16 protein-coding genes and 1 tRNA gene are annotated in these 18,995 nt (G+C 71.7%); 5 read left to right on the plus strand and 12 right to left on the minus strand.

Features of this window, described 5'->3' with window-relative positions:
* Positions 1-18: 18 nt before the first annotated feature.
* The 5 genes from MUY14_RS36005 to MUY14_RS36025 all read right to left on the minus strand — a co-directional run bounded on the left by MUY14_RS36005 (position 19) and on the right by MUY14_RS36025 (position 5,431).
* Positions 19-864, minus strand: coding sequence for a S49 family peptidase (locus tag MUY14_RS36005; protein WP_247016018.1), 846 nt, complete (start codon positions 862-864; stop codon positions 19-21).
* A 20-nt stretch (positions 865-884) separates the two neighbouring features.
* Complete coding sequence (locus tag MUY14_RS36010) at positions 885-2,210, minus strand: histidine kinase (protein ID WP_247016020.1); 1,326 nt, start codon at positions 2,208-2,210, stop codon at positions 885-887.
* A 247-nt stretch (positions 2,211-2,457) separates the two neighbouring features.
* Positions 2,458-3,318, minus strand: coding sequence for an Fpg/Nei family DNA glycosylase (locus tag MUY14_RS36015; protein ID WP_247016022.1), 861 nt, complete (start codon positions 3,316-3,318; stop codon positions 2,458-2,460).
* Between the two features lie 39 nt (positions 3,319-3,357).
* On the minus strand, positions 3,358-3,798 hold the full coding sequence (locus tag MUY14_RS36020; RefSeq protein ID WP_086858118.1) for a DUF983 domain-containing protein: 441 nt from the start codon (positions 3,796-3,798) through the stop codon (positions 3,358-3,360).
* 103 nt (positions 3,799-3,901) lie between these two features.
* Positions 3,902-5,431, minus strand: a complete 1,530-nt coding sequence (locus MUY14_RS36025) for a sigma-70 family RNA polymerase sigma factor (protein WP_247016024.1) — start codon at positions 5,429-5,431, stop codon at positions 3,902-3,904.
* A 187-nt stretch (positions 5,432-5,618) separates the two neighbouring features.
* Between MUY14_RS36025 and MUY14_RS36030 the strand changes: the two genes are divergently transcribed.
* Positions 5,619-5,691: transfer RNA gene (locus MUY14_RS36030), tRNA-Gly, on the plus strand.
* Between the two features lie 94 nt (positions 5,692-5,785).
* On the opposite strand, the gene MUY14_RS36035 is transcribed toward MUY14_RS36030, so the two are convergent.
* The 3 genes from MUY14_RS36035 to MUY14_RS36045 all read right to left on the minus strand — a co-directional run bounded on the left by MUY14_RS36035 (position 5,786) and on the right by MUY14_RS36045 (position 7,123).
* Complete coding sequence (locus MUY14_RS36035; RefSeq protein WP_247016026.1) at positions 5,786-6,079, minus strand: YiaA/YiaB family inner membrane protein; 294 nt, start codon at positions 6,077-6,079, stop codon at positions 5,786-5,788.
* Positions 6,080-6,148: 69 nt separating this feature from the next.
* Positions 6,149-6,550: an immunity 7 family protein gene (locus tag MUY14_RS36040; RefSeq protein WP_247016028.1), complete on the minus strand. Its 402-nt coding sequence runs from the start codon at positions 6,548-6,550 to the stop codon at positions 6,149-6,151.
* Between the two features lie 33 nt (positions 6,551-6,583).
* Positions 6,584-7,123 carry a DUF2716 domain-containing protein gene (locus MUY14_RS36045; RefSeq protein WP_247016030.1) on the minus strand — a complete coding sequence of 180 codons (540 nt, stop codon included), beginning with the start codon at positions 7,121-7,123 and terminating at the stop codon, positions 6,584-6,586.
* Between the two features lie 148 nt (positions 7,124-7,271).
* Between MUY14_RS36045 and MUY14_RS36050 the strand changes: the two genes are divergently transcribed.
* Positions 7,272-7,943, plus strand: coding sequence for an alpha/beta fold hydrolase (locus tag MUY14_RS36050; protein ID WP_247016032.1), 672 nt, complete (start codon positions 7,272-7,274; stop codon positions 7,941-7,943).
* Here MUY14_RS36050 and MUY14_RS36055 read toward each other — a convergent pair.
* The gene (locus MUY14_RS36055) at positions 7,928-9,448 is read right to left on the minus strand and encodes a serine/threonine-protein kinase (protein ID WP_247016034.1); all 1,521 of its coding nucleotides are present in this window, start codon (positions 9,446-9,448) and stop codon (positions 7,928-7,930) included. The two genes, MUY14_RS36050 and MUY14_RS36055, sit on opposite strands and share 16 nt — an antisense overlap.
* A gap of 170 nt (positions 9,449-9,618) precedes the next feature.
* Positions 9,619-10,224 carry a hypothetical protein gene (locus tag MUY14_RS36060; protein WP_315863300.1) on the minus strand — a complete coding sequence of 202 codons (606 nt, stop codon included), beginning with the start codon at positions 10,222-10,224 and terminating at the stop codon, positions 9,619-9,621.
* Between the two features lie 232 nt (positions 10,225-10,456).
* Between MUY14_RS36060 and MUY14_RS36065 the strand changes: the two genes are divergently transcribed.
* Positions 10,457-11,593, plus strand: a complete 1,137-nt coding sequence (locus tag MUY14_RS36065; RefSeq protein WP_247016038.1) for a hypothetical protein — start codon at positions 10,457-10,459, stop codon at positions 11,591-11,593.
* Here the strand turns inward: MUY14_RS36065 and MUY14_RS36070 are convergent, their stop codons facing one another.
* Positions 11,594-14,773 (minus strand): glycosyltransferase, encoded by a 3,180-nt coding sequence (locus tag MUY14_RS36070; protein ID WP_247016040.1) that lies wholly within the window; start codon positions 14,771-14,773, stop codon positions 11,594-11,596.
* Positions 14,774-14,783: 10 nt separating this feature from the next.
* A complete protein-coding gene (locus MUY14_RS36075) occupies positions 14,784-16,190 on the minus strand; it encodes a cyclopropane-fatty-acyl-phospholipid synthase family protein (protein WP_247016042.1) in 1,407 nt (468 codons plus the stop codon).
* Between the two features lie 90 nt (positions 16,191-16,280).
* On the opposite strand from MUY14_RS36075, the gene MUY14_RS36080 reads away from it, so the two are divergent.
* Together MUY14_RS36080 and MUY14_RS36085 are read left to right on the plus strand one after the other, a co-directional pair.
* Positions 16,281-17,573 (plus strand): alginate O-acetyltransferase AlgX-related protein, encoded by a 1,293-nt coding sequence (locus MUY14_RS36080; RefSeq protein ID WP_247025423.1) that lies wholly within the window; start codon positions 16,281-16,283, stop codon positions 17,571-17,573.
* Positions 17,574-17,697: 124 nt separating this feature from the next.
* The gene (locus MUY14_RS36085; RefSeq protein WP_247016044.1) at positions 17,698-18,936 is read left to right on the plus strand and encodes a DUF1707 domain-containing protein; all 1,239 of its coding nucleotides are present in this window, start codon (positions 17,698-17,700) and stop codon (positions 18,934-18,936) included.
* The last annotated feature ends 59 nt before the right edge of the window (positions 18,937-18,995 follow it).

The raw sequence follows: 18,995 nt of genomic DNA on the forward strand, positions 1-18,995 counted from the left end.
GTCTGCGCAAGTCACTCGTCAGAGGCCGAAGCGGGACCACGCTGCCTTCTGCGTCACCGCGTCCAAGACCGCTGAAGCCGCTGCTGGGGCGCCGATGCCGAGGCGGGCCAGGAGGGGGCGCTTCGGCTCGGCCACCGAGATCTCCGCGTCCGGGAAGCGCTCCGTGATGATCTGGCGGAGGCTGCCCAGGCCGTCGATCAGGCCCAGCTCAGCCGCTTTCGCGCCGAGCCAGACGTCGCCGTTGAAGAGGTCCTCCGTGCTGGTCAGGCGGTCGCCGCGGCGTTCCTTGACCCAGCTGACGAACAGGTCGTGGAGCTGGGTGTGCATCTTCTTGAGCCACTCGACGTCTTCCGGCTTCTCCGGCGAGAACGGGTCGAGGCGGGACTTGTTCGCGCCCGCCGTGTGCAGGCGGCGCTCGATTCCGAAGCGCTCCAGAAGCCCCGTGAAGCCGAAGCCGCCGCTGATCACGCCGATCGAACCGACCATGGAGGTGCGGTGGGCGTAGATCTCGTCGGCCGCGCACGCCAGCCAGTAGCCGCCGGAGGCCGCCACGTCCTCGCAGAACGCCAGTACCGGAACCTTTTTCTCGTCGGCCAGCTGGCGGATGCGCTCGGCGACCAGCCCGGACTGCGTCGGCGCGCCGCCCGGGGAGTTCACCAGCAGGGCGACCGCCTTCAGCCGCTCGTGGCCGAAGGCCCTGGTCAGGGCCGATTCGACGGCGCTCAGGTTGATCGCGCCCCTGGCCAGCGGGGACGGCGACGGCGTGATCACGCCGTGCAGCTTCACCACGGCCACGACGTCTTTGCGCTCCACGCGGTCGGCGAGCACCGGGATCCGCGAAGCCAGCTTCTCCGTAACGCTCATGAAGCCAGGCTAGCCGGGACTCAGCCCATGGGGAGGATGCCCGAGCGCGTGCCGTTGACTCCGCTCACGTCGGCGCCGTTCAGCTGGGCCGGGCCGCTCTGCGTGGGGACGTCGGCCGGCGCGGTGTCGTTGTCGGAGCTGTAGTCCGGCATGTTCGGGCGGACGCCCGGGACGAACTTGGGCACCCGCAGCGTCACCTTCATGCCGGCGCCGGGGGCGGTCTCGACCATCACCGCGTAGTCGTTGCCGAAGACCTGCTGCATGCGCTGGCTGATGTTGCCGAGCCCGACGTGCGCGCCGGTGCTGTGCGCGTTCTTGACGTCGTTGAGCCGCCGCGGGTCCATGCCGATGCCGTCGTCCTCGACGCTGATCAGCGCCTCGGTGCCGTGGTCCTGTGCGATCACCGTGACGCAGCCGCCGCTGGGCTTGCTCGCCAGCCCGTGCTTGACCGCGTTCTCCACCAGCGGCTGGATGATCAGGAACGGCACGACGACGCTGAGCACCTCGGGCGCGATCTTCATCCGCACCTCGAGCCGGCCGCCGAAGCGGGCGTTCTCGATGGTCAGGTAGCGGTCGATGTTGCGCAGTTCCTCGGCGAGCGAGGTGAACATGCCCGACGAGCGGAACGAGTAGCGCGTGAAGTCGGCGAAGTCCTGAAGCAGCTCTCGCGCCTCTTCGGGGTCCGTGCGGATCAACGCGGAGATCGTGTTCAGCGCGTTGTAGACGAAGTGCGGCGAGATCTGCGCGCGCAGCGCCTTGATCTCGGCCTGCTGGAGCTGCTGCTTCGACTCGTCGAGCCGGGACAGCTCGAACTGCGTGCAGACGAACTGCGCGACCGCGTCGGCCATCTGCACCAGGCGCCCGCGGGTGCGGCCGACGACGATCAGCGCCGCCTCGGTCTCGCCCTCGACGAGCAGCGGCACGATGACCGCGGTCTTCATCCGGCAGGTGCCGCGGTGGTTGCAGGGCATCCGGTCGTGCGCGACGACCTCGCGGCGGTGCTTGCGGATGGCCGCGCCGATGGCCTCTACGAGATCGACGTAGTGCTCGTTCGCCTCGCCGTCCCAGGACAGCAGCGTGCCTTCGCTGTCGGTGATGCCGACGGCGACGCAGTCGAGCATCTGCAGCAACTGCGTGGTGATCTTGTCGGCGGCGTCCTCGTCAAGCCCGGACCGCAGGTTCGGCGCGGCCTTCGACATCCGGTGGACGGCCTCCAGCATGGCCTCTTCCTTCAGGCTGGCCGGCTTGCGCTGTTTCACGAGCAGCACGATCACCACGACGAGGAGCAGGACCGCGACACCCCACGGGATGATCTGCGCAAGCGGAAACCCGGACACGGCGTCCATGCTCTGCGCTCGACCAACCGGGTGCAAGGCCTGTTCCCACTTTCTGTCCAACTGTGATGACCGAGGGTTGAAGGGACCCTACCGAGAGTCGGAACCGGGCCCGCGCGGTCACTGTCCGCAACACGCGGGAGGCGTCGCCTGTTCCACCCCTTCCGGCGAAAGCCGCAGGAAGGAGTGGGTTTCGCCGGAAGCGGACCCGCGGCCGGAGACGCCCGGCGCAGCACGTGCGGCCGAACGGGCGAATCTGCTACTTGAGGAGCCGCGACATCCGGCGGTCGGCGAGTGGCTTGCCGCCCGTCTGGCAGGTCGGGCAGTACTGGAACGACTTGTCGGCGAACGAGATCTCGCGGATCGTGTCGCCGCAGACCGGGCACGGCAGGCCGGTTCGTGCGTGGACCCGCAGGCCCGAGCGCTTCTCGCCCTTCAGGCGCGCCGCCTTCTGGCCGACCGAGCGCTTGACGGCGTCGGACTCGATTTCGACGATCGCCTCGGCGAGGGTTTCCAGCGCGCCGTCGTCGAGCTTGCCGATCGTCGCGTACGGCGAGAGCTTCGCGCGGTGCATGATCTCGTCGGAGTAGGCGTTGCCGATCCCGGCGATGAGCGACTGGTCGGTGAGCGCCCACTTCAACCGGGTGTTCCGGCCGGCGAACAGCTCACGCAGCTGGGTCGCGTCCAGGGACAGGGCGTCCGGGCCGAGGCGCGCCACGCTCGCGATCTCCTGGGGGTCCTTGACGATCCACACCGCCAAGCCCTTCTTCGTGCCCGCTTCGGTCAGGTCGAAGCCCGGCCCGGTCGCGGACTCGAGGTGCACGCGCAGCGAGATCGGGCCCTTGCCCGGCTTCAGCGGCGCCGCGGCGAGGCCGTCGGACCAGCGCAGCCAGCCCGCGCGCGCCAGGTGGACGACCAGGTGCAGGTCACCCGCGACGACGTCGAGGTGCTTGCCGTGCCGGGTCGCGCCGGTGATCTCGCGGCCGTGCATGTCGGTCCACGGCGGGGTCGCCGTCTTCAGCACGCTCAGCGATGCGACATCGATGCGGAAGATCGTCTGGCCGAGCGCGTTCTCACGCAGGTGGTGGGCCAGCGCTTCGACCTCGGGTAGCTCGGGCATGTCCCCAGTTTCACCCCTTCGGCCGAATTCCGGTACCGGCTATTCGACCGGGTGCAGCGGCCCGTCGAAGTCCGGCAGCGAGTGCCGCTGGATGGTCTTGGAAATCTTCTTGACCTCGCCCTGCACGGTGAACATGCCGCGGATGGTGCCGACCCAGCGCTCGGACGGCCGGTCACCGGTCACGTCGCCCTCGGTCTCCGCGACGACCGTCCAGGGGCGGCGCAGGATCCACCGCAGGGGGAAGAACAGGATGACGAGCAGCAGCGCCAGCAGCACCCACGCGGGGATGTTGACCTGGTCCGGCGTCCACACGACGAGGATGACGGCCAAGAGCGCGGTCACCACGATCATCGCGATGCCGGGGCCGTAGCTGCCCGCGACGTCGTGCTCGAAGTCGTCGGCCGTCGCCGGCGCACGCCATTCCATCTGGGCACGGACCACCCAGTCGCGGCCGTCTTCGCCGCGCACCAGCCGGTTCATTCAGTTGCCTCCAGGGCCGCCCGCAGGGTGAGCAGCACAACGGTACCGTGCCCGGCCGCGACCGCGCGAGGGAGGAATCGGACATCCCACCCGGCGAAGTGGATCACCGCTGTTCGGAGCCGGTCGCGGTCGATTCCGAAGGTTCGCTCGAACCAGTGACTTCCGACGTGCTGCTCGGGCACGGTTTTCCGGACGTCGGCGTGACCGTCGTCGTCGGCTCGGTCGTGCCGCTCTCGTCGTCCTTCGGCTTCGTGCCGTCGGACGGCGGGGTGGAGGCTTCGGGGCGGCCCGTCGGCGACAGCTCGGGCACCTCGGCGCTCTCCGGCGAGTCGCTCGACTCGGTGGTCATCGTCAGGTCCGGGGTCGTCGTCGTGTCGAGCCGCGGCGACGTCGCCGGGTGGTCGGGTGCGCTCAAGGTCGAGGACGTGAGGTCTTCGCGGGGCGTGAGTCCGTCGCCGCCGCCGACCTCGCCGGCCGGGACGTCGCCGGCGGGGACGTACGGCACCTCGTTCGCGCCGAGCTGCCCGGCGCCGGCCCGCGGCCGGACCGGGAGGGCGATGCCGGTACCGCGGCCGTTGAGCACGCCGATGCCGATCTGGGCGTCGGGCTGCTGCGGTGGCGGCTGGTGGTGCGTCTCGGTCGGCGGCACCACGACGAGCTCGGGCGCCCCGCCGGTCAGCCCGACGTCCTGGACCGACGCCGACCCGAAGACCACCGGCCCGGCGGCCACCCCGACCGCGCCCACGGCGGCGGTCGACGCCAGCGCGAGCCCGATCTTGACCTTCGACCCGACCAGGACGCCCTTGATCGTCGTGCCGAGCCCGGCCAGCACGCCGCTGCCGCCGACCGACGCCGCGGCGGGCACCAGCAGCACCAGCACGCCGGCGTGCGCGCGCAGCGACGAACAGACGTCGCGGAGCTCGTCCTGGGTGGCGCGGCACGACGCGCAGCCGTGCAGGTGCGCCTTGATGCGCTCGGCCTCGGCGCCGGTGACGCTGCCCGCGGTGAACCCGCCGAGCTTCTCGACGACCGAGCGGCACGAGTCCGGCCCGCGGTTCACCGAAAGGTGTGCCTGCAGGTACGCCGCGCGCAGCCCCTGGCGCGCCCGGCGGGCCAGCGCCGCGGTGGCGTTCGCGCTCAACCCGAAGTGGGGCGCGACCATGGCGGGCTGCTCGCCCTCGACCTCGGTCTGCCACAGCACGGTCCGCCAGCGCTCCGGCAGGCTGGTGAACGCGGTGGTGATCAGCGTGTGCTCCGCGGTGCGGGCGTGCGTGTCGGCACCCGCCCCGGCGCGGAAGGTCAGTTCGTCGTCGGACACCGGGACGTCCCGGCGGGCACCGTGCCACTCCCACGAGACGCGGCGGGCGACGGTGAGCAGGTAGGCGCGGACGTAGTCGCGAGGGCCGGCCCCGCGGCGAAGGGCCTGCAGCACGCGGAAGAAGGTCTCCGCGGTGATGTCCTCGGCCTCGGACCGGTCGGCGGCCAGGCTCTGCGCGAGCCGGCGGACGGCGGCGGCGTGCAGCTCGAACAGCTCCCCGAACGCGGCGTCTTCGCCGTTGCGGAGCCGTTGCAGCAGTGCCTGCTCGTCGGATTCCGAGGCCGCTGGTGGCGGCACCGTGCCCAGCTCGGTCATCCGGCCCGGCACCTCCTCCCCGAAGGTCTCCCCGTTCGGTCGAATGGGGACACCATACGGAGGGAATCAGCCGTCGTCACCCCTTGTACGCCAGCTGTGACGCCGAAGCACCGGGTCAGGGCACCGGGGGACCCGGCGTTCGGCCCAGTAGGGGCAGGGTATAGAGTCTTCACATCAGCAAGGCAGTGCGGATGTAGCGCAGCTGGTAGCGCATCACCTTGCCAAGGTGAGGGTCGCGGGTTCGAATCCCGTCATCCGCTCAAGACTGAAGGCCGTTTCCCGGTTCGACCGGGAGGCGGCCTTCAGTCTTTCGGGTGGTCCCCGGCGATCGTCATCTCGGTCGGCCGTCCGCGGTCACACCGCGGTGGTCTTGTACGGGTCGTGCTCGGCGAGGAGCTTGTCGAGTCGGGCCTGGTCGACGCGGGAGACCACCGAGGTCTCGTCCTGTCTGTCGCGGACGCACTTGGCGAGCGTGAACGTCGAGGTCACCAGGTAGAGCATGCCGAGCGCGAGGAAGCCGCGGACCCAGCCGTTCACCGGGAGGTACGCGATGCCGCCGGTGATCGCCGCCATTGCCAGGGCGAAGGAGAGGGCCGCCTGGATGTAGAAGGCCGTCGTGGTGGGGGACGTCGTTCCGGTTTTGGTCATGTGACCACGGTCTCGTCCGGCGGTCGCGGGTGTCTTGAGCAGTACTACTCAGCCGCGGTTGCAATGTGGCTACAGCTCGTAGACGTCGAGAACCGTCGGGGCGACCGGGGTCAGGTGGGGGTCTTCGCGCTCGGTGACCTGGCCGCGGGCCATGCGGTAGACGCGGAACTCGTTGTCGTGCTCGGTGTCCTGGTCGTCCCACGTGTACAGCAGGCCGTACGAACCCGCGGCCAGCTCGCCCACCCGGGTGAACAGGTCCAGGAGCTCCGGGCCGAGGCGGCCGCCGTGCTTGTCGAAGCCGGCGAAGTGGAGCATCGGCATGCCCGCGCTCCAGCGGAGGTCGACCAGGTCGAAGTCACCGGCGTCGCGGACCGCCCGGTGGACGCGGTCGACCAGGCGGTCCAGGAGCGCCGCGTCGTCGTCGCCGCTCGCGGTCGCCTGGATCGTCAGCCAGCCGTGGTACTCGAACACCAGCAGAACGGTAGCAAGAGATCAACGCCGGGCTCAGCGGGCCAGCGCGGACGGCTTCCCGTCGCGGCGCAGGACGTTGGTCAGCACGCCTTCGCCGTGGCGCTCGAACGCCGGCACCAGCTTCTCGCCGAAGACGCACAGCGTGCGCTCCCACGGGTGGCCGAGCGTGCCGAACGAGAAGTCGGACGCCAGGAACAGGTGGTAGTCCGCGCGCGGGAACGCCGGCACCGGCCAGCGGGCACCTTCGGTCATCAGGTGCGGGCGGACGCGGTAGGTCTGGTGCTGCCAGTGCAGCGCCCACAGCCAGTCGTCCGGGCCGCAGACCTCGCGGAACGCGGCCAGCGCGATGGCGGCCACCTGGTGCTCCTCGACCGCGTACGGGCCGAGGCGGAACTCGGCGGAGGCGCGGTCCAGGTCGCCGGGCGAGAGGTCCCAGGTGCGCGACGGCGCCGGCTCGCGGAAGCCCGGCCACGCGTGGGCGTAGGTGCTCGGCCAGAACCCCAGCTTGTCGTACACCCAGTACCAGGCGGGCTCGTCCACGACGCGGGAGACGGCTTCCCAGGCAGCATTCACGTTTACCAATGGCACAGCACGACCTCGAAGTTGGCCAGGCACGGAAGAACACGCGAAAGCTTCGTGTTCGACCCTCGGTTTGTCCAGTCCCCGTCCGCCCGCCGCGAACTGTGTCACTCGACCGGGTGGGTTCTGTCAGGTTGTCACCATGCGAATCGTCTTCGTCCACGGCGCCTTCGTCCGCGACGGCGCCTGGTGGTGGCAGCCGACGGCGGACCTACTCGCGCGGCGGGGTTTGCGCAGCTCAGCGGCGGTGTTGCCGAGCTGCGAAACCGAGCCGCGCGGTGACCTCCACGACGACGCCGCGGCCGTCCGCGCGCTGCTCGACGCCTCCGACGAGCCCGCGCTGCTGGTCGGGCATTCCTACGGCGGGATGGTGATCACACAAGCCGGGCGCCACCCCGCGGTCCGCCGGCTGGTCTACGTGACGTCGTTCCTGCCGGACGCCGGCGAGGCGCTGGCGGACTTCGGCGGCGGCGAGCCGCGGCACGTCAGCCACGGCGACGGCACCGCGAGCGTCCGGGAAGAACTCGTGCGGCCGCTCTTCGCCCAGGACTTCGACGACGCCACCTACGCGGCGGCCGCGGCGAGGCTCGCCGCGCAGAACGAAGTCGTGTTCGGCCAGCGGACGAGCGAGGTGGCGTGGCGGGAGGTCCCGTCGACCTACGTCGTCTGCGGGGACGATCTCGCGACTCCGCCGGAGAAGCAGCGGGAGCACGCCGGGCGCGCGACCGACGTCGTCGAGCTGCCGGTGGCGCACCACCCGTTCGTCACGCGGCCGGAGCTCGTCGCCGAGGTGCTGCTTCAGAGGACGAGGTAGCCCATCAGGAACTCCTTCTTCTTGCCCTCGCAGCCGGCGTCGAGGGAGTCGAAGTGGCTCGCACCCGCGTTGCAGCGGTACAGCGCCCGCGCGCTCGCCCCGGACGGCGGGTCGGCGTAGATGCTGCCCAGCAGGCCGAGCGCCTGCTGGCCCTCGCACTTCCCGCTCTGGTCGGGCGAGGTGAACCAGTCCTTCTGGTCCTTCACCTTGCAGGCGAACAACTTCCGCGTCCCCGGCTCGGCCGTCGCGACGAGCGAACCGAAGGTGCCTTCCTTGGTGAAGCCGGGCGGCGGGCCGACCTTCCTCGTGCCGCTGAAGTGGCCACCGTCGGCTTGGTGGAAGCGGATCAGCGGCACCTTCGCCGGGTCGGGCTTCGCCGCGGTGCCCGAGGTCGGTGCAGTGGTCGCGGACGCGCTCGGGGACGGGGACTTCTTGTGGCCGGCCGACGCGGTCTTCGACGGCGCCGAAGTGGACGCCGGTTCCGAGGTCACGCCCGCGGCCGCCACCGGTGTCGAGGCCGTCGGCTTGAGGAGGAAGATCGCGCCGAGCGCGACGACCACCGCCGCCGCGACCCCGGCCAGCACCAGCGGGAGCCGCTTCTTGGGCGGCCGGTCCCAGTCCACTGTGGTCGGTGACGGCGCGGCCACCTTCGCCGTCACCGGCTCGAAGACGATCGTCGGCAGCGACGCCGGGTCGACCGCCTGCGTCGGAGAGTCGGTGATCGCCGTGCGCGCGGTTTCCAGCAGCCCCCGCACCCCGGACGCGGTCAGCCGGTCCGAAGTGGACTGCGTGAGCAGGCCGCGGACGGCGTCGGCGAGCGGCCCGCGGCAGCGCTCCAGCACCGGCTGGTCGTACATGATCGCGTGCAGCGTCGCGGCCGTGGTGGTGCGCTGGAAGGGCGCGCGGCCTTCGGCGGCGTGGAACAGCGTCGCGCCGAGCGACCAGAGGTCCGCCGCGGGCGACGGGCCGGCGCCGGCGAACAGCTCGGGCGCCATGTAGCCGGGCGAGCCCATGACGCCGCCGGTCTGCGTCAGCCCCGGGTCGTCCATGGCCCGTGCGATGCCGAAGTCCGCGAGCTTCACGCGGTCGCCGGGCAGCACCATGATGTTGCTGGGCTTGACGTCCCGGTGCACGATCCCGGCCCGGTGCGCGCTTTCGAGCGCGCCGAGCACCTGCAGGCCGAGCGCGGCGACGCGGTCGTTCGCCAGCGCGCCTTCGCGGCCCACGACGTCCGCGAGGGTGGGCGCGACGACGAGTTCCATGACGATGAACGTGGCGCCCTGCTCGCTGACGACGTCGTACACCGTGACGACGCCGGGGTCGCTGAGCCGGCCCGCGGTCCGGGCTTCGCGCATGACGCGTTCGAGGTTGGTGCCCGGCGGGGTGGCCAGTTCCTTCAGCGCGACCGGGCGCCCGAGCACCTGGTCTTCGGCGCGCCAGACCACGCCCATCCCGCCGCGGCCGAGCTCGGCCGAGATCGCGTACCGCCCCGCGACCAGTCTCATCGTCGCCCCCTGAAAGCTCGGGGGCCGATGCTAGCGGCCCTTGGTTGCCAATCCGGCGGCAGTCACGGCGGAGACCGTCGCCTCGTGCGGATCGGCTGCGGACCGTGTCCGCCTGCTTTCGGCCGGATTGCCAAGGGGAGGCGCCGGGCGCTCCCGGCGCCTCCCCTGGCTCAGGCGGCGTCCCAGAGGGTCAAGAACGCGGACGCTTCACTGCGCGCCCAGGGCTTCAGCCGCTCGCGGTCACGCGTCGAGAGCTGGTACTCCTTCGCGCGGCGGACGTCGATCACCAGTGCCTCGCCGCCGGGCAGGAGGTCGGGCATCGCCTGCTCCAGCACCCACAGCGCGAGCTGCGCCGAGGACTTCGCCAACGGCTCCTCCTTGAAGTAGAGCCAGGTGGCGTACCGGCGGCCGTCGCTCTTGCGGAGCCCCATCTGCGGGCTGACGCCGATCTCCAGCTCGCCGATCCGGCAGCGGCCGCGGCCGACCTCGACCAGCCCCGGCGACTTGCGGCCGAGGTAGCGCAGCCAGCCGTCGGCGATCGCCGCGTAGTGCGGCTTCGTCCGGTCGTCGGCGGCGTTGACGAGGGCGCGCAAGGCGACTTCGTCCTGGTTCGCCGCCCGGCCGGACCGCACCGCGTTGGCCGCCCGCCGGTAGTAGTTGAACGCCGCTCGCGCCGGGTCTTCGTACTGCCTCCGCTGCCGCCGGACGAACGACGACCGCGACGGACCGGAACTCGCGCTGTAGCCCACGAACGTGGACAGGGTGATGTAGGCCATGGCCCTGCCTTCCTCCATCACGCCACCCGCGGACGCGGGCGGCATCTCCCCTGGACAACGCCAATTTTAGAACATATGTACGACAGTTTTCGGCCGCTCGACGGGTGACCCGGGAGGGGACTCCCGAAACCGGCCGACTTGCGCTACGTTGCCGATCAACCTCAAACCGCAACCTCGCAGGTCGGCAGCGCGTGCCAGACTGATGCCCCGAACGGTGGATGGGGGTCCTTGGATGAGCTGGCAGGAAGAGCTTCGCCGTCTCGACGCGGAGCTTGCCGAGGGTCGCATCGAGCCCGCTGACCACCGCAAACAGCGGGATGAGCTGCTCGCGCAGGCCTCCGGTTCGACCGTGCCGTCACCGGTGCCGTCGCCGCTACGCCGTCCGGGTGAAACCTGGCGAAGCGCGAACCCCGCGAGCCACCCCACGCCGGTCCACCCCGTCACGCCCGTGCAGCGCATGGAGTCGCCCCGGCCTGCGGTGCCGCTGCCGCCCCCGCCGTGGCAGCGGACCGGCCTGCCGAAGACGGTCTCGACGAGCCACGTGCCCGCCATCCCCGACCACATGACGACCGCGCCGAGCCCGGCCGACATCACGCCGACCCGCTACCTGCGCGTCGACGGGCCGGCCGAGCAGGGGCCGGGCAGCCGGTTCCCGCCGATCACGCCGCCGGGCGGTGAGCCGCGGCCGCCGCAGCTCGAACCGGACGGCCCGTCGGGCAAGCACCGGTGGGACACCGAAGGCGGATCGCCGGGCCGGCCGACCTGGCCGTTCATCGCGCTCGGCGTGCTGGTCGTGCTCGGCATGGTCGTCGGGGCGACGATGTGGCTCGGCAACGAGGACCCGGCGCCCAGCGCCCTCTCGTCGTTCACGCCCTCCGTCACGCAGCCGCCCGCCGCCGCGACCCAGCCGCAGCTGGAGGACCAGGTGCCGCCGCTGCCCGGGTTGCAGCACCCGGAGAGCTCGACGATGTCGCTGGCCCGCGGGCTCGACCTGAAGCTGTACCCCAAGGAAGCCGCGCAGGTCTTCTCCCAGCACGGCGTCACGCAGCTCGTCTACCGCGCTTCGTCGGCCGGGGACACCGGGTTCCTCGGCTACGCGATCCCCGCCGAGAACGCCGAAGGTGCGAAGGCGATCGTCGACTACCTGCGCGACGCCGCCGCGGCCGGCGGGTTCGCCCCGATCGCCGCCGACCCGGCGTCGGTCACCGGCCGCAACGACGACCAGCGGCTGGACGGCACCTGGTACACCTCGGGCAAGGTCGCCATCGTGCTCTGGGCGTCGCAGCCGTTCGACAAGGACAAGAACGAGCTGAAGACCAGCCTCGACAACGCCGTCGCCGTGTTCAAGAAAGCGCTGCCGCCCAGCTGATCAGCCGCGCCGCTCGAGCACCCCGGTGAGCGTGCGGCGGGCGACGTCGGCGCCGAACAGGCGGTCCACCACCGTCTTGCCCTCTTCGGACAGCCGCTGCCACAGCTTGTCGTCCTCGAGCAGCGTGACGATCTCGTCGGCGAGCTCCTCGGCCGAAGCGCCGACGAGGACGTCCTGGCCGTGCGTCAGGTGCATGCCCTCGGCGGCCAGCGGGGTGGCGACCACGGGGACGCCGTAGCCGAGGCTCTCGCCCAGCTTCCCCTTCACGCCCGCGCCGAAGCGCAGCGGCGCGACGACGACCCTGGCCTCGCCGTACGCGCTGTCGAGGTTCGGGACCCAGCCGCGGACGACGACGCCGTCGCGCTCGAGCTCGAACATCTCCTGCGGCGGGTTGCTGCCGACGATCTGCGCGACCGCGTCCGGACGGCGGCGGCGCACGAGCGGCATGATCTCCTCCGCCAGCCAGCGCGCCGCGTCCCGGTTGGGCAGGTGGTCGAAGCTGCCGACGAACAGCACGCCGGAGCGGCCTTCGGGAACCGCGACCGAGCCGTCGGCGTGGTGCACGTTGGACAGCACCTCGACGCGCGCCGACGGCACCAGCTCCCGCAGCAGCGCGCGCTCCACATCGGACACGACGAAGGTGACGTCGGTGGCGCGGGTGAGCCCGAGTTCCGACTCCCGCAGCACTTCGGCGCGCCGCCGCAGCGTGAGCTCTTCGCGGGTTTCGCCGAGCTGCGCGGCCAGGTCGGCCTGCCGGTTGAGGCGGACGAAGTGCAGGTCGACCGTGTCGTAGGCGATGACGCAGTCGGGCGCGTGCTCGCGGACCTGCTCCAGCAGCTGCCAGGCGACGTGCGGCCGGGACAGCACGGCCAGGCTCAGGTCGGCACCGGCGTCGCGCAGGAACTCCAGCTGCTCGCCGAGCCCGGTCACCACCGTGACGCCCGCGCGGTACAGCGCGTCGGCGTAAGGCTCCGGGAGCGCGTTGTTGAGCGGCATGAAGACGACGCGCTGCCCGAGGCCGACGAGCAGTTCGAGGATGCGGAACATCCGCACCGAGCCGGAGTCCTTGTCCGGCATCGGCACCTGGTGGTCGGCGACCAGCACGGTGCCGCCGCGGTGGCCGTCCGCCGTGCGCTGCCGTCCGGCCCAGACCGCGCGCGGGCTCGCCTCGGGGAAGTGGTCGCGCAGCTGGACGCTCCACTTGTCGACGAAGACGCCGCGGTTGAGCTCCTGGTGGCGCTTCACGCCGGAGGAGACGTCGGTGCCGTTGGTGATGCCCTCGTGGTGCACGACGACCGACGCGGGCTGGACCATCGTCCGGTACCCCGCCGCGCGCACGGCGAACGCGAGGTCGGTGTCCTCGTAGTACGCGGGTGCGAAGCGCGTGTCGAAGCCGCCGATGCGCTCGAACAGCTCACGGCGGACGAGCAGCGCCGCGCCGGAGCAGTAGTCGACGTCGCGCAGGGCCTGGTACCAGGGCGCGTCCGGGTTCTGCAGCCTGCCGTAGTTCCAGCCGGTGCCGTCGGCCCAGATGATGCCGCCGCACTCCTGGAGGCGGCCGTCCGGGTAGACCAGCTTGGACCCGACGAGCCCGACGTCCGGCCGCGTCTCGACGACGGCGACCAGCTCGTCCAGCCAGCCCGCCTTGACCTCCGTGTCGTTGTTGAGGAAGAAGACGAACTCGCCGCGCGCGTTCTCCGCGCCCAGGTTGCAGGCGCCGACGAAGCCCAGGTTCTTCGGGGCCCGGATCAGCCGGACCCCGGCGCAGCCGGCCACGCGGTCGGCGGAGTCGTCCGGCGACTTGTCGTCGACGACGATCACCTCGAACGGCGTCGCGGGCAGGTGCCGCTGGATCGAGTCGAGGCAGCCGCGGGTGTAGGTCCAGTTGCCGTACACCGGGATGACGACGCTGACGATCGGCTGGTCGCTGGTGGTCACCGCGACCGGACCCGGGACGCCGACGGGCTCGCCGGGCAGCACGCCGGCCGGGCGCCCGAGCGCCGTCTCGTAGAAGTCGCGGCGGCGGGTGCCGCGGGGCGCGTACTTCTCGATCGAGCCGCGGTACTTCCCGATCGCGCGCTGGACGAGCGCGGACGTCTCGGAGCGCAGCTTCTCGTTCTCGGCGGCGAGCCTGCCGATGGTTTCGCTGAGGCCGGTGTTGTTGCCGGCCAGCCACTCCAGGCGTTCGCGGTCGTAGCCCGCCTTGCGCCGCAGGCGGTTCAGCTCGTCGGCCGCGCGCTGGCGGTCCTCGCGAGCGCGTTCGGCCTGCCGGAGCGCCTCGTCCCGTTCCGACGCGGCACGCTGCTCGGCCGCAGTGACCTGGGCGAGTTCGCCGGTGAGCCGGGTGACCGACGCCGTCGCCCGGTCGCGCTCGGCTTCCGCGCGGCCCAGCCCGTCGCGCAGGCGGCCCGCCTCGGCGGCGGCGCGGGCGACGAGCGTCAGCTTCGGGTCGACCATCGCGGACGTCGAGGGCACGTCGAGCGGCTCGTCCGACGCGACGGAGACGAAGTAGGTGTGGGGCGCGCCGGATTCGATGACCCAGCCGTCGGCGTCGTCGGGCCGCACGGTGAGGACCTCGGCGCCGGCACCCGCGCCGTTGTCGTGGATCAGCGAGCCGACGGCGACGTTCTGCCGCAGCACGGCGACGTGCGCGAAGCTGCCGACCAGCAGCGAACGGAACGCGGATTCGGTCAGCTCGTGGACGTGGTACGGGTTCTCGTTGCCGTGGTCGTGCGTGTAGACCTCGATGTCCGGGGTGCTGCAGAGGAACACCCCGCCCGGCGCGAGCCGGTTGCGGACCAGCGCCATCAGCCGGTCCTGCTCGTCGACGTGCTCGATCGCCTCGAAGCACGTGATGACGTCGAAGACCTCGCCCTCGAGCGCGGCCGGGTCGGTGATCGAGCCGACCTCGAACCGGACGTGCGGGTAGCGCGCGCGGGCGTGCTCGACGGTCCGCGGGTCGATCTCGAGCCCGACGACCTCGGCGGCGGACGCGGCGACCAGCGCGGCGCCGTAGCCCTCGCCGCTGGCCAGGTCGAGGACGCGCTTGCCGGCGGTGAAGCGGCCCGCGAACGCGTAGCGGTGGTAGTGCTCGTAGATCACCTGGAGGTCTTCGGTCCACGGCACGCACCGCTCGCCGGTCCACTCGATCAGGCGCTCACCGCTCGTCCCCTTGCCCATGGCGGGCAGATTAGCGGAGGCTCAGTCCGACCAGGACGTACGCCAGTGTGCGGCGGTCCGAGCCCAGCCCGGCCGTGATCGACCAGTCCGCCTCGAGCGAGAGCCGCACCTGCCGGTGGGCGTCGAGCCGGACCGGCAGCACCTGCTCGGTCAGCCCCGCGCCGACGTCGGCCTTGGCGATCGGGACGCCGTCCACGGACACCGTGACGCTGCCGTGCTCGGTGGCGTCGTCCGGGAGGTACGTCTTGAGCTCGAGCGCCTCGACCCCGGCCGTGGTCAGCACCGGGAACTCGATCGACGGCGCCGCCCAGTCGTCGTGGGCGACGCCGTTCATCCGCCCGGTCACGACGCCCGCGCCGCTCACCAGCCGTTCGCCGTTGGTGCCGCCGGGCCGGAACGAGACGCGGCCCGCCGGGTCGACCACGCGGGTGTCGCGCACCGACCGCTCCGGCGTCCGGTTGCCGTGCACGCGCAACGGCTGCGGCGTCGGGTGGAACAGCGCGGTCAGCCGCGTGCCGGTGACGAGCCCGAGGTCGAGCAGGCTGTCGTCGAGCACGCCGATCTCGTCGATCAGGGCCACGTGCGCGGGGTTGTCCATGGCGAAGTTGTGGCCGTAGATCCGGTCGACGAACGGGTCGATCACGTTGCCGTAGGGCAGGAACAGGCTCGGGTGCAGGTGGTCCAGCAGCACCGGCAGGACGTCCTGGGCGCGGATGCCCTCGAACCCGTCGGCGGCGCAGTCGACGTCTTCGAACCGCTCGTCGGTCCGCCCGGTCAGCGAGTTGTGGCGCAGTTCGGGCGGCAGGGTCGCCCAGATCCGGTCGACGACCTCGTGCGCTTCGGGCCACCGGCGGTGCCCGTTGCGGCCGATCATGTCGTGCACGACGAGGACGCCGTCCGCGGTCAGGCTGTGCTTGATCTGGCCGTAGAGGTGTTCGAGGTCCAGCACGTGGTGCAGCGCCTGGAACCCGACGACGACGTCGTGCTCGGCGTCGGCGCGCCAGGTGTTGAAGTCGGCGGTGATCAGCTCGACGCGGTCGGCCACGCCCTGCTCGCGGGCCGAGGCCTCGGCCCGCGCCTGCATCTCGGGGTTCAGCTCCAGCAGCCGCAGCCGGACGTTGTCCAGGCCTTCGGCGGCGAGGCCGCGCAGCCAGCCGAGCTCCTGGTCGCCGTTGCCGCTGCCCAGCGACAGCACGACCGCGTCCCGCGAGAGCTGCCGCGCGCGCTCGGCGATCTGCCCGACGATCAGCTCGTCGAGGCCCGGTACGCCGAGCGCTTCGAGCTTCGGGCGCACGTGCCGGTTGGACCACCGGTGCGCCGACGGCGGCAGGTTGCCGTGGATCTCCTCCTGACCGGCGAAGGTCTCGCGTTCCCTGGCCAGCCGCGCCTCGTAGCCCGGCCCTCGGCCACCGTTCATCGCACGTCCCTCCGAGATCACCGATTCCGGAACCGCCCGGTACCGGCCCGGCGCTAGGATACGGCCGTGTCGTCCCGTCCTCCGTCGCAGTTGCCCACCCAGCCGGCGCTGCCGAGGACCCCGGAGTCGTTCCTCCCCAAGGAGCACAACCTCTACCGGCCCCGGCACAGCAAGCGCCAGCGCACCGCACTGGCCTGCGCGGCCTTCTTCTTCGTCACGCCGCTGTTCCTGTCCGCGGTCGGCGTGCGGCCGTCCGCGTTCGAGAACCGGCCGCTGCGCGACTTCCCGAGCCTGTCCGACGGCTTCGGGTTCTTCACCGGCCTGTCCGGCTGGGCGACCGACCACCTGCCCCTGCGGCAGGCCGGGGTGCAGGCCGCCGACGCGATCGGCACCGGCGTCTTCGGCGACCCGCCCGGGTCCGGCCAGGGCACCAGCCACGACGGCGGCACCGTCGGCGTCGACCAGGGGCAGCCGAACACCGGCGACGTCCCGGGGTACGTCTACCCGACCGTGCTCCCGGGCAAGGACGGCTGGCTCTACCTCGGCGAGGACGTCAACGCGCGGTGCCGGCCGGTGATGGACACCGACCACGTCGTCGCGGCCCTGCGGAAGCTGCGGGGCGTGGTCGAGCGGTCCGGGCGGAAGTTCGAGCTGGTCATCGCGCCGGACAAGTACAGCGAAGAGCCGTCGCACCTGCCCGACACCTACGTCGGCAAGCCGTGCGCGCAGGCGCGGACCGCCGAGTTCTGGAACCGCGTGCCGCGCGAGGCCGGCGCGATCGACCTGCGGCCGGCGCTCGCCGACGCCGAAAAGCGCGTCGGGCACTCGCTGTACGACCGCAACGACACGCACTGGTCGTTCGACGGCGGCCTGGTGATGACGTACGCGCTGGGCTCGGCCCTCCAGCCCGGCAGCACGGCGAACTGGCAGGCGGCGCCGACCGGTGTGCGGCCGTGGCCCGCCGACCTGGCCCGGGTGCTCGGCAAGAACGAACAGCGCTCGCTGACGACGTACAGCCTGTCCACCGACGGCGGCGCCGACCGGACCCGCTACATCGCCAGCGACTTCAAGACCCCGCTGCACCTGAGCCAGCCGGACGGCGCCAAGCCGAAGGGTTCGATAGCTCCGAACACGGCGGTGGTCGCCGACTCGTTCACCCAGTTCGCCAGCCCGTTCCTGGCCGCGACCTGCCAGGACGTCACCATCGTGCACGCCGAGACGGTGGCGCAGAGCACGGCGCAGGAGATGACGGGCCTGTTCGCCGACCGCGACATCGTGACCTTCGAACTGGTCGAGCGGAGCGTCATCGGCGGGTCGTCGGCGCTGCTGCGCGACCAGACGATCGACCTGCTCGGGCAGGTGCTCGCGGCGCACCCGCGCTGACCTCCGCCACGCCGAGGTAACGACGGGGTGGTGGGCGACGAACAGGTGAGCACACCCGTGCACAATGACTCCGTGCGAACCCTCAGTTCGCACTCGCAGGCGACATACCCAAGGGGGTACCGGGGTGACCTGGCAGGAAGAGCTGCGCAGGCTTGACGAGGAGCTCGCGGCGGGCAACCTGACGGCCGACGAATACCGGGCGCGGCGGGACCGGGTCCTGTCCATGGCCGTGTCGACCGGCGAGAGCCAGTCGGCGGCCTCCGCGCAGCCCGTCCAGCCCGCGCAGGCGCAACCGGCCGGCAACGCCGCCGAGACCCAGATCATCCCGCCGGTGTCCCCGCCCCAGCCGCAGTCGCAGGAGAACTCCGCCGAAGCGACGCAGGTCGTCTCCGCGGCCGACGCCGGCGGTGGCGAGCGGACCCAGGTCGTCCCGCAGTGGCAGCAACAGCAGCACCCGCACTCGCCCTCGGGCGGGTTCCCGCAGCAGCAGCCGCCCCCGCAGTACGGCCAGCCCTCCCCCGCCGGCGGGTTCGCCCAGCCGATGCAGCAGCAGAACCCGTGGGGCGCGCAGCAGCAGGACGTCAGCCCGCCGTGGGGCGGTTCGGAGTTCCCGCCGCTGGCGCCGTCCACCAACGCCGACTGGATCAGCCAGGGCCCGGAGAGCTTCCAGACCCAGCCGTCGTCCGGCAAGGGCAAGAAGATCGCGTTCGCCGTCGTCGCGGTGCTCGTGGTGGCCGGGCTCGGCTTCGGCGTCTGGGCGCTGTTCATCAAGGACGGCGGCGGCCAGAACCCGCCGGTCGCGCAGAGCTCGAGCCAGCAGCAGCCGCCGCCCGCGCCGACCGTCAAGCCGCTCCCGGAGCCGCCCGCGGCCAAGCCGGAGCCGGCCGACAACTCCGCCTCGCTGGTCACCCCGGCGGGCACGACCCGCGCCGGCGGTGGCGAGTTCGACCTCGACAAGCTGCAGTCGGCTAAGTACCTGCCGACGACGGTCATCGAGAAGCTCAAGCAGAGCGGCATGACCGAAGGCCTGCTCAAGACGACCAAGGACGGCGACGTCACGCTGGGCCTGTTCGCGCTGGAGCTGCCGAACGCGCAGGCCGCCTCCGCGGTGGCGGCCGAGTACGGCAACGCGGAGCAGGAAGGCGGCCTGACCGTCAACCGCAACCTGTCGCTGCACGGCGTCCAGGTGTACTCGGCGGCGGACACGAACCAGCAGGTCTACCGCGCGGTCTACGTGCTCTACAACCGCGTGATCATCATCGACTCGTTCGGCCCGTCCAAGGACGCGACGCTCAGCTCGTTCAAGACGCTGCTGACCGCGCAGGTCCAGAAGGCGCCGCCGACGGAGCGCACCAACAACTGACCCGAACGGGTGAGTTCGGCCGTGTCGGTGAACGCCGTCCCCCTCCCGGACGCCTCTTG

The sequence above is a fragment of the Amycolatopsis sp. FBCC-B4732 genome, from assembly GCF_023008405.1.
In the GTDB taxonomy this organism is placed as follows: Bacteria; Actinomycetota; Actinomycetes; order Mycobacteriales; family Pseudonocardiaceae; genus Amycolatopsis; species Amycolatopsis pretoriensis_A.